The following is a 12,421-nucleotide window of genomic DNA, read 5'->3' as shown; positions in this document are numbered from 1 at the left end:
AGGGGGAACCGCAATGTTCCTCCTTTTTATTACCTTTCATTCTTTACTGCAATTAACCCCCACTGTTTTTACCGCCTTTCTTATGCTCACGGCTATCGGTATTTTCCCCCTGTCAGCAACTGGCACAATGCAAGGCTCATCAATAACCTAGCGGATTAATCGACCAGCGGAAATTGTTTGAAACTTCTCTGTAAGGGGTTTTGACAAAAAATGCGGAAGTTTTTCAATGCGGCCCGGTATTTGCTTGCCAGTTTTGTTATATTCAATTGATTACTCTCGTTCACCAGGAAGGCCAGCATGGAAAAACGTAAAGTCCTGGATGAAGGACGTCAGTTAAAACGCCTCAATGCGGAAACGCGCAAAATTTCACACGTGCATAAATGGTTTGCCATTGTTGCGGCGTTAGACTGTGTGCTGGTTTATTTTTATGACCGCGACATGCGCAACGTGGTTTTTTCCGGCGCTGTTTGCCTCGTTTGCACCTATTTATGGCTTGATGGCCGGAGAAAATCGCGAGGCTATCGCCGTGAATATCGCGAGAAGCACGATAAACCCTCACCGCCGCCAACACCACCTACTCCGCCTCAGCCTTAAGCCTGGCTGCGCAACACGCAATGCGCACAACATTTATCTGCACCCTAACCGCCAACACCCAGAATAAGCCGCCAAAAACGACGTTAAAAGCATCATCATTAGCCACATCAATAATGCTCGCGGCCTTATTAAATCATTCCATTAGCCGCCGCCTGATTTTTACAGCAGACTGATTACAAGCTGAAACAACGCTAATAATGAGCAGGTTTTAACGCCTCCCTACACTTTTTTTGGATGACCACTGGGTCATGCGTGTTAATTATGTCTACATTTTCTGGTATTTGGGTTCCCCTTGTCACGCCTTTCAATCAGGGCGAAATTGACTTCCCCGCCCTCTCTAAACTCTGTCATTACGTGATGAAACAGGGCGTTAGCGGCGTCGTCGTTTGCGGCACTACGGGTGAAGCACCGATGCTGAGCAAAGAAGAACAGTTGCTGGTGCTCGATGCCGTGCTCAAAGTGGTTCCCGGCGACAAAGTGATGATGGGCCTTTCAGGTACCCATATGCCGAGCGTGCTGGCGATGCAAAATGCCATCATCAAACGGCCGATTGCCGGTATTTTACTGCCCGCACCCTACTACATTCGCCCTTCCCAGGCCGCTCTTGAAGTCTGGTTTACCGAGCTGGCTGATAATTCCAATGTCCCTATCGTGGTTTACAACGTGCCTTACCGCAGTGGAATTCATCTTGAATTGGAAACCCTGCGCCGTTTGGCCAAGCATCCGCGTATTGTTGCGGTCAAAGACTGCGGCGGCAGCAACGACCTGAGTCTGGCGCTGATTGCCGACGGAGAGCTTGACGTCATGTCTGGCGAAGACGGGCAAATTCTTACTACCCTATGTCTGGGTGGAACCGGCGCAATCACCGCCTCGGCCCATCTGTTCCCTAATCGTTTTGTTGAGCTGGTAAAACAGGTTGAAGAAGGGGATTTAGCCGCAGCGCGCAAAAATTTCTATCAGTTGATGCCACTCATTCGCCTGATGTTTGCTGCACCTAATCCGGCGGCGATTAAATATGCACTTTCACTCGATGGCATGATGAAAAATGAAGTCCGCGCCCCCTTGCTGCCTGCACCGCTTGAAGTGGAAGAAGCTGTTAAGGATTATCTCAACACATTCAGCAGATAGATTATAATGTGAACAGTCGCCTCTTTTTTAACGTTAATTTCATTAAAAACCCACTGCCCATTGCCTGAAAGGGCCAACGTATTAGCTGGAGTTTGTATGAAACTTTATTATAAAGCAGGAGCCTGTTCACTCTCCCCGCATATCGTTTTGCGCGAAGCGGGTCTGGATTTCACCATCTCAAAAGTCGATTTAGTGACCAAGAGAACAGAACAAGGTGAGAGTTTGTACCAGCTCAATCCCAAGGGACAGGTGCCGACACTGGTGCTTGACGATGGGACAGTGCTAACAGAAGGCCCAGTGATTGTGCAGTACATCGCCGATCAAAAGCCTGACCGCCAGCTGCTTCCTGAACCGGGCTCGCTGGCGCGCTATGAGGCGCTGGAGTGGTTGAACTATATTGCAACCGAGCTGCACCGTGGATTGAGTCCGCTTTTCAACGCCAAAATCCCTGATGAATACAAAGCCCTGCAACGTGAAGCGATGAGCAAAAAATTCTCTTATCTGGATGATTCTCTGAAAAATAAGCAATTTTTACTCGGTCAACGATTCAGTGTCGCCGATGCTTACCTATTTACCATGTTGACCTGGGCAAAAGTGCTGAAGTTTGATTTGAGTCAGTATAAAGAGCTTAGCGGTTACTTTGAGCGAGTTGCGGCGCGCCCGGCCGTCGATGCGGCGTTGACTGCGGAAGGTTTGAAATAGTTTCTGGTCGCCGGGACAAAGAACACACTGCCAAACGAAGTTCTACATTACTGACTCCCCCGAGCTACGGGGGAGTCAGTAAAATCAGGCTTGATTACAGCTTAACTGCCGGGAAATGATGATTAGGCTTAACAATCTGATCCTGTGCCGCCACGACCTGCAATTCATATTCACCCATTGAATGAGTCGCCAGCATCACCTCGTAAACCGCCGCAGTAACGTGCTCCAGCGCCTTATCCAGCTGTTCGCCTTTCAGCAAATCCACCAGCAGCAATCCGCTGGTCAAATCCCCGACGCCCACTGGCTGACGTATGCCAAAATCCACCAGCGGACGATGAATGTGCCACGCATCCTGGGCAGTCACCAGCAGCATTTCAAAACGATCGCTTTGATAACCGGCGCGACTCAAGTGCTTAATCAGCACCACTTTTGGACCTTTGGCAATGAGCTCGCGCGCCGCTGCTACCGACTCTTCAACATTACTCACCGTGCGGCCTGACAGCATTTCAAGCTCCAGCAGGTTAGGTGCAATAATATCGCAGCTCACCAAAGCCTGCTTGCAGTGAAACTCCGCCACGCCCGGTGCAACGATACAGCCTTTTTCAGGGTGACCCATTACCGGATCGCAAAAATACCAGGCATCGGGATTGGCAGCTTTCACCTGACTGACGATTTGCAGAATATGTTCGCCCTGCTCCGCCGAACCAATATAGCCGCTTAGCACCGCGTCACAATCCTTGAGACGATCGATTTCAGCAATGCCGCGCGCAATATCAGTCAAGTGGCTGGCGGGCATTACACAACCCGTCCAGCGCCCGTATTGCGTGTGGTTGGAAAACTGCACAGTATTCAGCGGCCAAACGTTTGCGCCCATACGACGCATCGGAAATTCTGCCGCGCTGTTGCCTGCGTGACCAAAAACGGTGTGGGATTGAATCGAGAGAATATTTTTCATGCGAGGTCCGATGCCGACGTCATCAACAAAATGGCGCAACGGGTAAGTTATCAAACCGGCGAGCGCTGCACTAAACAGCGCTGGCCGGCAAAGGGAGATTATTTCCAGACTGCCAGGCAGTAGTTCTTCTTGCCACGGCGCAGCAACGTGTAGCGACCAAACAGGCGATCGCTATCGCTGAATTTGTATTCAGGATCGGCCTGCTTTTCACCGTTTACCACCACGGCGTTGGAAGAGATAGCCGTGCGCGCACGTCCGCGAGAGGGCTCTAACTCAGCATTGACCAGCGCCTGTTGCAGGTCAACCTCGCCTTCTAACTCGATGGTTGGCATGCCGTCTTGCGCCAGTTGAGCGAAGTCAGCTTCAGTCATGTCGCTGAGTGCGCCCGAGAACAGACTGGCGGTAATGCGACGCGCAGCAGCCAAACCTTCTTCGCCATGCACCATGCCGGTGACTTGCTCGGCCAGCACATATTGGGCGCGCGGAGCTTTACCGCTGTTTTTATCTTCTTCTTCCAGCGCGTTGATATCTTCAAGGCTCATAAAGGTGAAGAATTTCAGGAAGCGATAAACGTCAGCATCGGCGGTGTTGATCCAGAACTGGTAAAACTTGTACGGACTGGTCTTTTTCGGATCCAGCCACACTGCGCCGCCTTCGGTTTTTCCAAACTTGGTGCCGTCTGCCTTGGTGATCAGAGGCACGGTCAGACCGAACACCTGTTTCTGATGCAGACGACGGGTCAGGTCAATACCCGAGGTAATATTGCCCCACTGGTCAGAACCACCAATTTGCAGTTCAACCTTGTGCAAGTCGTACAGCGAAGAGAAATCGTAACCTTGCAGCAGGTTATAAGAGAACTCGGTGAAAGAGATCCCGCTGTCGTCGCGATTCAGACGCTGCTTGACGGCTTCCTTGTTAATCATCTGGTTAACAGAGAAGTGTTTGCCGATATCACGCAGGAAAGTCAGCACATTCATGCCACCAAACCAGTCGTAGTTGTTGGCGGTAATCGCGCTGTTTTCGCCACAGTTGAAATCCAGGAACGGAGACACCTGAGTGCGGATTTTCTCGACCCACTCGTTTACAGTTTCGCTGGTGTTCAGCTTGCGCTCTGCGGCCTTGAAGCTAGGATCGCCGATAAGACCGGTCGCGCCACCCACCAGTGCAACCGGCTTGTGGCCGTGCAATTGAAAGCGTTTCAGGCAAAGCAAAGGCACCAGATGGCCCAAGTGCAGGCTATCGGCGGTTGGATCGAAACCGCAATACAGTGCAATTGGCCCTTGCGCCAGTCGCTCTGCTAACGCTTTTTCGTCCGTAACCTGGGCAATTAGCCCCCGCTCCTGCAATTGTTGAATCAAGTTGCTGCTGGCCATCAAAAACTCCATCAATTCTGGAAAATTGTTTATCGGGATCGTTCATGCAAAAAACGCATCGACACCCTCGTCAACGCGCTTGCGAAATCGGTGATTGCATAGAATAAAGCGCTCGCGAGGCAAGCGCTAGGTTTTCAGACAACTTTTAGCGGCTTACGGCGCCAGACGGTCGATTTTCCAACCCGTTGTTGTGGAATTGTCTTCAGAAGAGGTCTCACGCTGGTAGATAAAGCGGTCGTGCAGGCGATGCTCGCCGCCCTGCCAAAATTCGACCGAATCAAATTTGACGCGAAAACCGCCCCAGAAACTAGGTAGCGGCACTTCACCCTGGCTGAATTTTTGTTTTAGCTCGAGGAATTTGCTCTCAAGTATGCCACGCGCCGAAATACGCGAGGATTGCTGGGAAACCCAGGCTCCAATCTGACTGTCTTTTGGGCGGCTGGTAAAGTATTTCATCACGTCCAACGTCGGCAGACGCTCGGCCTGACCGAGGAAAATCACCTGACGATCAAGCATGTGCCAAGGAAACAGCAGGCTAATACGCGGATTTACCGCCAGCTGCTGCGCTTTGCGGCTGCCAAGGTTGGTAAAGAAAACCATGCCTTTATCATCAAAATGTTTGAGCAATACAATGCGCTGGAACGGTTGACCGTTTTCATCCACTGTCGCGACACACATGGCCGTTGGGTCAGGTAATTTAGCCTCGCACGCCTGCTTGAGCCATTGCTCGAACAACGGTAGCGGCTCTGCGCTTAAATCCTTGCGACGCAGACCGCCACGAATATATTCGCGTCGCAAGTCTGCAACATCAAACTCATTATTTTCAGCCATATAGGACCAACATAGTTTATTTGAAAGATGACGTTATTTTGCGCCAGACTCGGTCAATTCACAACTCCCTATCTCCAAAGCCATTGAGCCACAACAAAGTGCCGAGTGAGAGATTGAGGTGAACGAGTGAAGGCAACGCAGCTATTGTGTCTGGTACGAAGGAGAATCCCAACTAAGCACACTTTCTCCAAAGTAGTAGACGCTAGAGCAAGGCGGCAAATGAGAGAATCCCCAGGAGCTTACACAAGTAAGTGACTGGGGTGAGCGAAAGAAGGCAACGCAGCTATTGTGTCTGGTACGAAGGAGAAAGTTGGCAATCGTCAATGATGACATCATCGCCGCGCTGCACCAGAGCAGCATTACCCTTCGACCAGAAAGTGTAGTGACCATCGCTGTATTTGGTGCCAGAGGCGGCTTCAACCTGCGGCAGATGCAGTTGAATACCATCGAGGATCAAATCTACCTGATGCGCCGGTTTATCGAGGGTCACTGTCAGTGGCGTCGTACCGCATTCATAGTGGAGCTGAGTATTGGCAGTTTTGGTCAATGGGGGAGTAGTCATGCTACAGCCTGACAGCGCGATGCCTGCCAGAATCATGATCGCTTTTTTCATTGTTATCATCCTCATTCTTTTAATACTCAGTATCTTGGCTTAGAGACGGTCATTGGTCGAAAAAACAGGATAAATGGCACCGAGCACCGTTTCGCGACTGGCACCAGTGACTGAAGGTAAATTGCCGGGCTGGCCTGATAAAGTACGAAATGCCAGCCAGGCAAATGCTAGAGCTTCCATGTCGTCACCGCTAACACCAAAGGCATCAGTGGTGCTGACTTCGGTGCCGGCGAGCATGGCTGACAGACGTGCCATGACTAGCGGGTTACGCGCACCGCCGCCGCACACCAGCAAGCGGTCACATCCGCCCGCCAACTGAACCTGATCCGCGATAGTGGTGGCCGTGAGCTCCGCCAGCGTTGCCTGCACGTCTTCGGCCAACAGCGGCTGCACGCTTGCCAACTGCTGCTCCAGCCATGCCAGATTAAAATATTCGCGCCCGGTGCTTTTTGGCGCGGGTTCGGAAAAATAAGCATCGGACAACATGTGCTGTAATAGCGTCAGGTCTACCCGCCCCTGACTGGCAAAAGCAGCGTCTTTGTCATAGGCAAGCCCTTGATGCTGACTTATCCAGGCGTCCATCAGCATGTTACCCGGGCCAGTATCATAGCCGCGAATGGCCTGACCGGGCAGCAACAGAGAGAGGTTGGCGATGCCGCCAATATTGAGGATCATCCGCTGTTCGGTAGGATGTGCCAGCAACGCCTGGTGAAAAGCAGGAACCAGCGGTGCGCCCTGTCCTCCCCATGCCATATCACGACGGCGGAAATCGCCAATGGTCGTGATACCGGTCATGGCAGCAATGCGATTGTTATCACCGAGCTGCATCGAAAAAGGAGTATCGCCCTTGGGCTGATGCCAAACCGTCTGGCCGTGGCAACCAATAGCAGTGACCTCTTCAGCCTCAATACCCGCTTTCTCAAGCAGGCCGAGTACCGCCTCGGCAAAAAGATTACCCAGCTGTGCGTCCAATTCACCAACCTGCGCCAGAGTTACGGCTTGCCCCTGACACATTCCTAGTACCGCCTGCCTTATTTCCGCAGGCATAGGATGCAGATAGCTGGCCTGTTGCGCCACCATCCTGTCGTCTATGGCAGCAAGAACAACATCCACCCCATCAAGGCTAGTACCCGACATTACGCCGATATAGCGGCCTGACTTGATTGAACGCATCTTTTGAACTCCCTCGTAAATACAAAAAGGAAAAGCTAAATAAAACAGAATTATCCAGCCAACGCTATGTTTTACATTCTCTTTTATCAGCCCAAAGGCCAAGTAACCTGTTTATAAGCCCAACTCGCAGTGAATTTGGGCTAAAGCAGTCATTCAGATTAGGATTTTTTTTGCTAATCTTTAAAAAATAAACCAACGTTTATTATTAGTTGATGACCGTGTCTATAAGATAATCACTAGTTTGAGTTATGATAGTAGCTGACACTATCCACAATGATGTTGAACTGTGTCCCGATTTCAAGCGTCGAATCGCTTTGGCGTCGATGTGTAATTAACAGGAGCTTTTTATGATTAAGCGTATTCTCCTCGTCGCAATGATGGGTTCTACCCTTGCAGGCTGTGTAAACGATTCACTGTCAGGCGATGTTTACTCTTCCTCGCAGGCCAAACAGGTCCAGAATGTGACTTACGGTACTTTGGTCTCAGTCCGCCCGGTGCAAATTCAGGGTGATGACGGTAATAACGTCATTGGCGCAATCGGTGGTGCTGTGCTGGGTGGTTTCCTGGGTAATACTATCGGTGGCGGCGCGGGTCGTAGCCTGGCAACTGCGGGTGGCGCTGTGGCGGGTGGACTTGCGGGTAATGCAGTAACCAACGGCTTGAACAAGGCGAACGGTGTCGAACTGCAAATCCGTAAAGACGATGGCAACACGATTCAGGTAGTGCAGAAAGTTGACAGCAAAACCAGATTCTATGTGGGCCAACGCGTAAGCCTGGCGAGCAGCGGCAGCAATATCACCGTTTCTCCGGGCGTCTAATCTCGCCCGGCCAAATTACGATTACTGCTATAAAAACTGCCGGCCCTAAACTGCTGGCATAAAAAAATCGGAATCCCTGTTAGCAGCGGTTCCGATTTTTTTTCCTGGCAACAAAAAATAATAGGTAAAGCGCGTTGTCGTTATGGTTTGTTTTGTAACGAAGCGATGTTCTTTTCTAATCTGGCCAGCATTTCCAGCAGCAGATTGATGTCGGTAGAAGACATCCCCGATAAAATTTCTTTGCGGGTATCATCAATCACTGTTTCCATCTGATTAATGATCGGGGCCGCTTCTTCGGTCAGTTTGATGCGTTTGGCGCGACGATCGCTGGCGCAAGTCTGGCGGGTGATCAACTTTTTCTCTTCCAGCTGATCCAGCGTCCTGACCAGAGAAGGTTGCTCAATACCGATTGCTTTTGCCAGCTGGATTTGCGACTGCTCAGGCGGCAAAATATTGATGTTGTGCAATGTCACCCAATGCGTTTGCGTCAGCTCCAGCGGCTTGAGACGATCGTCGATTAACGCACGCCAGACGCGAACTAATCGTGCGAGATCTGACCCTAGGTTCGATTCCAATGCACTCTCCTTATAATTAGCATGCTAAGATAACTCCCCAGAGTTTAGCTTAGTTCTCGTGAATTTAATCTTAAAATTATAAATCTAAACGCGTAAGCTCTAATACAATTAATCTGAGTCTGTTGCCCCAAATGCAAAACGCACCCAGAAGCCCGATTATTTATAACACAACCGGATGCAGAGATTAATATTGTGATTGCCCAAATGTTCCATTCTGGTCCTTTTCTCCCAGATCTTGTGCTGGGGGCTTCCCTTTATTTCCCTCCTATTTTTAAAGCATTTTTACTTGGACTCCTAATTTGGCTGATTATTCATCGCCTGGTGCGTGACTGGATTTACTCTGGTGAAATCTGGCATCCAACTTTGATGGATTTATCTATATTTGTCATATCCATATGCGCTGCACTGCTGCTGATTGTGAATGAGTAAAAAAGATGACATTTAAAACACTTAAATATTTTTCAACCCTGGCAGTATTAGCGGTCGCATTATGTGCAGGTTGGTGGATGTGGAACTATTATATGCAGTCCCCATGGACCCGCGATGGCAAAGTCCGCGCAGAATTAGTCGATATTACGCCGGAGGTGTCAGGCAGAATCACCGATATTACGGTTCATGACAACCAGTATGTCCATGCGGGAGAGGTTTTGTTTACTTTGGATCCGGTGCCGTTCCAGATTGCGGTTGATAATGCCAAAGCCTCGGTCGACAAAGCTGAGGCAGACCTTGAAAAGGCCAATCACGAAGCCGAGCGCAGGCAAAAACTGGGGCGTGATGTAATTTCCACCGAATCACTGGATCAGGCCAACCTCGAGGCAAAATCCATGAAAGCCACGCTCGAAGCCAATCAGGCTAACCTGGAGCAGGCACGCTGGAATTTAAGCAAGACAAAAGTCTTCGCCCCAACCGACGGTTACATCACCAACCTCTCGGCGCGAAAAGGCAACTATGCCACCAGCGGAACACCATTGGTGGCGCTGGTTGACGCGCACTCCTTCTACGTGCTGGGATATTTTGAAGAAACCAAGCTGAAACATATCAACGTCGGAAACCAGGCTGATATCGTGCTGTATGACGGCAATGTGCCACTGAAAGGCCAGGTAGAAAGCATTGGCAGGGCCATTTATGACCAAAGCGTGGAAAGTTCCAATGGTCTGCTGCTCGACGTGAAACCCAATGTACCTTGGGTAAGGCTGGCGCAGCGCGTGCCGGTGAGGATCAAAATTGAAAACGTGCCTGACCAGCTGGTGCTGGTCGCTGGCACAACCTGCACGATCTCCATTCATTATTAAGGACAGCGTGTGAATTTCTCATGGCTGGAATGGAAAAACACTCTTTGGGGGAAGTCTAGCGCGGCCCAGTGGCGTTATGCGCTGCGTAACTCCATCGCGATGTGTCTGGCACTGTGGATTGCCTTTGTACTGGAGCTTGACGAGCCCTATTGGGCGCTGACTTCGGCGGCGGTGGTCAGTTTTCCGACCGTTGGTGGAGTCATCAGCAAAAGTATTGGTCGCGTATTTGGCAGCCTGCTCGGCGCCACCGCCGCAGTACTGATTGCCGGGCACACGCTGAACGACCCGTGGTTGTTCACATTGTCTATCGCCGCCTGGCTGGGATTGTGTACTTACGCCTCCAACCTTTATCAAAACAACGTTTCTTACGCCTTTGCGCTGGCAGGCTACACTGCGGCAATTATTGTTTTTTCGACCGTTAACATTACCGATACCACGAGTATCTTTGATATCGCGCAGGCCAGGGTTTGCGAGGTGATCACCGGAATTTTGTGTGGTGCGTTTATGATGATGGTGTTGCCCAGCACTTCTGACGGCGATGCGCTGCTTACTTCGCTGCGAAAAATGCACACTCAGTTGTTGGAGCATGCGCAATTGCTGTGGCGCAGCGAAGTCACCAACCAGATCCGCGTCTCGCATGAAGGGGTGATCAACCAGATCCTGACATTGAACCTGCTGCGCATTCAGGCCTTCTGGAGCCATTACCGCCTGCGTCAGCAAAATAATTTGCTTAACTATCTGTTGCATCAGCAATTACAGTTGACCAGTTACATCTCCAGCCTGCGAAGAATGATGCTCAACTGGCCTAATCAGCCTGAAAATCTCAATCAGCAACTTGCCACTCTGCTAGAACAATTACGTGACCCGGAAATGAATAAATACCGGTTGGCAAAAACGTTGTTGATGCTTAAACCGGCTGATACCAGCGATTATCGGCAGCAGGCATTTTGGCTACGAATGCGCGATTTTTGCTGGTTGTACCTGCGTAATGAACGGCTTTTGCAAAAGGTCGAAAACGCCAATCTCGTGGCGGTCGACCGGATCGAGGCACCGCGCGTTAGCCGATTGACTCGCCATGCCGATAACACCGAGGCAGTTTACAGCGGAGTGCGTACTTTTTTATGCATCGTGATTGCCTGTGCTTACTGGATCAGCACACAGTGGGATTCCGGCGCTGCCGGGGTGACATTAGCCGCGATTGGTTGCGTACTTTACTCATCGACACCCTCCCCTATCAACAGCGTCACACTGCTGACAAAGTCGCTGATTTGGCTGTTTTTTGGCTGCTTTATCATCAAGTTTGGCGTGATGGTGCAGATTAATGACTTCTGGCTATTTTGCTCATTCCTGCTGCCGCTGCTTTGTACCATGCAACTGTCTAAACTGCAGTACAAACGCTATGCCGCGCTTTGGGGGCAACTGATCGTCTTTAGTGGATCTTTTTTAGCGGTAACCAACCCACCGAGCTATGACTATCAATCTTTTTTCAATGATGGACTCGGCAAGATTGCTGGCGTGATGCTGGCAGGCCTGTTCTTCCAGGTACTGCGGCCCAGCTCCGACAGCCGTAAAAGCCGACGCCAGATTCGCGCGCTGCGCCGCGAGTTTATCGACCAGCTGAGCCGTAAACCACAGCTTTCACATTTGCAGTTTGAATCGCTGATTTACTATCGCGTCAATCAGCTAAACCAGAGTAAAGATCAAACTTCGCGCAACTGGCTACTGCGCTGGGGCGTGGTATTGCTGAACTGTAGTCATATTGTCTGGCAGCTGCGCCAATGGGAATCGCGGTCAAATCCGCTGTCGAAGGTGCGTGATGTATGCATCCACTGCCTGAAAGGAATTATGACCGAACGCGGAGTCAGTCATCCTAGACTGGAAGCTAGCCTGACCGAGTTGCAGCGCATCAGTGAAGCGCTTTCGCACCACCCTGACGAATCGGCCCGAGAGCTGGCCGGGGTTATTTGGCGACTGTACTGTTCGCTATCTCAGTTGCAGTCTTCTATTAATATTGAAGATGCTGCAGCAACGCCAACGCAAGGTAAACCGGCCTGAAGTTAAAACAGCGAAGGTTGTTCCGGAGCGGGATCGTCAATGGAGGGGCCCGCTCGTTTTAGCCGCAGGAAGCGTTGATGGCACAAACGCAGAACGTGGCGTTTTTCAACGTCGCTCATGTTTATCCAGCCGAAGCGTTCCTCGCGGCTGCGAAAGCAACCACGACAAAAGCCGTTAGGGCCTGATTCACAAACCCCTCGGCAAGGGCTGGGAATATCAAAAAACTCGAGTTGCTCTGCCACATCCACTCCACATAAATCAGGTTATCTGCCTGCACCGGCCAAATCTGGTGATATTTTAGACTAAAAATTC

The 12,421-nt window shown here is 50.7% G+C and carries 14 protein-coding genes; 7 read left to right on the top strand and 7 right to left on the bottom strand.

The genetic code is table 11. The annotated features are described in order from the left end of the window. Positions 1–297: 297 nt before the first annotated feature. The 3 genes from SPM24T3_RS06590 (at position 298) to gstA (ending at position 2,424) form a co-directional block, all read left to right on the top strand. The gene (locus SPM24T3_RS06590) at positions 298–594 is read left to right on the top strand and encodes a hypothetical protein (RefSeq protein ID WP_009635945.1); all 297 of its coding nucleotides are present in this window, start codon (positions 298–300) and stop codon (positions 592–594) included. 261 nt (positions 595–855) lie between these two features. Further along, positions 856–1,722, top strand: a complete 867-nt coding sequence (gene dapA, locus SPM24T3_RS06585; protein ID WP_009635944.1) for a 4-hydroxy-tetrahydrodipicolinate synthase — start codon at positions 856–858, stop codon at positions 1,720–1,722. A gap of 96 nt (positions 1,723–1,818) precedes the next feature. Further along, positions 1,819–2,424, top strand: a complete 606-nt coding sequence (gstA, locus tag SPM24T3_RS06580; RefSeq protein ID WP_009635943.1) for a glutathione transferase GstA — start codon at positions 1,819–1,821, stop codon at positions 2,422–2,424. 94 nt (positions 2,425–2,518) lie between these two features. Here gstA and pdxY read toward each other — a convergent pair whose 3' ends face one another. The 5 genes from pdxY to anmK all read right to left on the bottom strand — a co-directional run bounded on the left by pdxY (position 2,519) and on the right by anmK (position 7,360). Continuing rightward, positions 2,519–3,379, bottom strand: a complete 861-nt coding sequence (pdxY, locus tag SPM24T3_RS06575; RefSeq protein WP_009635942.1) for a pyridoxal kinase PdxY — start codon at positions 3,377–3,379, stop codon at positions 2,519–2,521. A 98-nt stretch (positions 3,380–3,477) separates the two neighbouring features. Further along, positions 3,478–4,752 carry a tyrosine--tRNA ligase gene (gene tyrS / locus SPM24T3_RS06570; protein ID WP_009635941.1) on the bottom strand — a complete coding sequence of 425 codons (1,275 nt, stop codon included), beginning with the start codon at positions 4,750–4,752 and terminating at the stop codon, positions 3,478–3,480. A gap of 153 nt (positions 4,753–4,905) precedes the next feature. Next, positions 4,906–5,583 (bottom strand): pyridoxamine 5'-phosphate oxidase, encoded by a 678-nt coding sequence (pdxH, locus tag SPM24T3_RS06565; RefSeq protein WP_009635940.1) that lies wholly within the window; start codon positions 5,581–5,583, stop codon positions 4,906–4,908. Between the two features lie 283 nt (positions 5,584–5,866). After that, entirely contained in the window at positions 5,867–6,196 is a 330-nt protein-coding gene (locus SPM24T3_RS06560) for an MliC family protein (RefSeq protein ID WP_009635939.1), read from the bottom strand. A gap of 39 nt (positions 6,197–6,235) precedes the next feature. Then, positions 6,236–7,360 carry an anhydro-N-acetylmuramic acid kinase gene (gene anmK, locus SPM24T3_RS06555; protein WP_037377813.1) on the bottom strand — a complete coding sequence of 375 codons (1,125 nt, stop codon included), beginning with the start codon at positions 7,358–7,360 and terminating at the stop codon, positions 6,236–6,238. A 356-nt stretch (positions 7,361–7,716) separates the two neighbouring features. Between anmK and SPM24T3_RS06550 the strand changes: the two genes are divergently transcribed. Further along, positions 7,717–8,187, top strand: coding sequence for a glycine zipper 2TM domain-containing protein (locus SPM24T3_RS06550; protein WP_009635937.1), 471 nt, complete (start codon positions 7,717–7,719; stop codon positions 8,185–8,187). 140 nt (positions 8,188–8,327) lie between these two features. On the opposite strand, the gene slyA is transcribed toward SPM24T3_RS06550, so the two are convergent. Then, positions 8,328–8,762 (bottom strand): transcriptional regulator SlyA, encoded by a 435-nt coding sequence (gene slyA / locus SPM24T3_RS06545; protein ID WP_009635936.1) that lies wholly within the window; start codon positions 8,760–8,762, stop codon positions 8,328–8,330. Between the two features lie 192 nt (positions 8,763–8,954). On the opposite strand from slyA, the gene SPM24T3_RS06540 reads away from it, so the two are divergent. The 3 genes from SPM24T3_RS06540 to SPM24T3_RS06530 are packed head-to-tail and all read left to right on the top strand — an operon-like array spanning position 8,955 to position 12,109. Next, entirely contained in the window at positions 8,955–9,191 is a 237-nt protein-coding gene (locus SPM24T3_RS06540; protein ID WP_009635935.1) for a DUF1656 domain-containing protein, read from the top strand. Positions 9,192–9,196: 5 nt separating this feature from the next. Then, entirely contained in the window at positions 9,197–10,054 is an 858-nt protein-coding gene (locus SPM24T3_RS06535) for an HlyD family secretion protein (RefSeq protein WP_009635934.1), read from the top strand. 9 nt (positions 10,055–10,063) lie between these two features. After that, positions 10,064–12,109, top strand: a complete 2,046-nt coding sequence (locus SPM24T3_RS06530; RefSeq protein ID WP_009635933.1) for an FUSC family protein — start codon at positions 10,064–10,066, stop codon at positions 12,107–12,109. Between the two features lie 2 nt (positions 12,110–12,111). Here SPM24T3_RS06530 and SPM24T3_RS24580 read toward each other — a convergent pair whose 3' ends face one another. Beyond that, entirely contained in the window at positions 12,112–12,351 is a 240-nt protein-coding gene (locus SPM24T3_RS24580; RefSeq protein WP_009635932.1) for a DUF1289 domain-containing protein, read from the bottom strand. Between the last annotated feature and the right edge of the window lie 70 nt (positions 12,352–12,421).

It is taken from the genome of Serratia sp. M24T3 (assembly GCF_000257645.1).
GTDB lineage: Bacteria > Pseudomonadota > Gammaproteobacteria > Enterobacterales > Enterobacteriaceae > Rouxiella.
This window is presented reverse-complemented; position numbering and strand designations above follow the sequence as displayed.

Bases quoted from the DNA above. Each gene is read 5' to 3' on its own strand.
- SPM24T3_RS06590 (WP_009635945.1), top strand. From the start codon at position 298: ATGGAAAAACGTAAAGTCCTGGATGAAGGACGTCAGTTAAAACGCCTC.
- dapA (WP_009635944.1), top strand. From the start codon at position 856: ATGTCTACATTTTCTGGTATTTGGGTTCCCCTTGTCACGCCTTTCAAT.
- gstA (WP_009635943.1), top strand. From the start codon at position 1,819: ATGAAACTTTATTATAAAGCAGGAGCCTGTTCACTCTCCCCGCATATC.
- pdxY (WP_009635942.1), bottom strand. From the start codon at position 3,379: ATGAAAAATATTCTCTCGATTCAATCCCACACCGTTTTTGGTCACGCA.
- tyrS (WP_009635941.1), bottom strand. From the start codon at position 4,752: ATGGCCAGCAGCAACTTGATTCAACAATTGCAGGAGCGGGGGCTAATT.
- pdxH (WP_009635940.1), bottom strand. From the start codon at position 5,583: ATGGCTGAAAATAATGAGTTTGATGTTGCAGACTTGCGACGCGAATAT.
- SPM24T3_RS06560 (WP_009635939.1), bottom strand. From the start codon at position 6,196: ATGAAAAAAGCGATCATGATTCTGGCAGGCATCGCGCTGTCAGGCTGT.
- SPM24T3_RS06550 (WP_009635937.1), top strand. From the start codon at position 7,717: ATGATTAAGCGTATTCTCCTCGTCGCAATGATGGGTTCTACCCTTGCA.
- SPM24T3_RS06535 (WP_009635934.1), top strand. From the start codon at position 9,197: ATGACATTTAAAACACTTAAATATTTTTCAACCCTGGCAGTATTAGCG.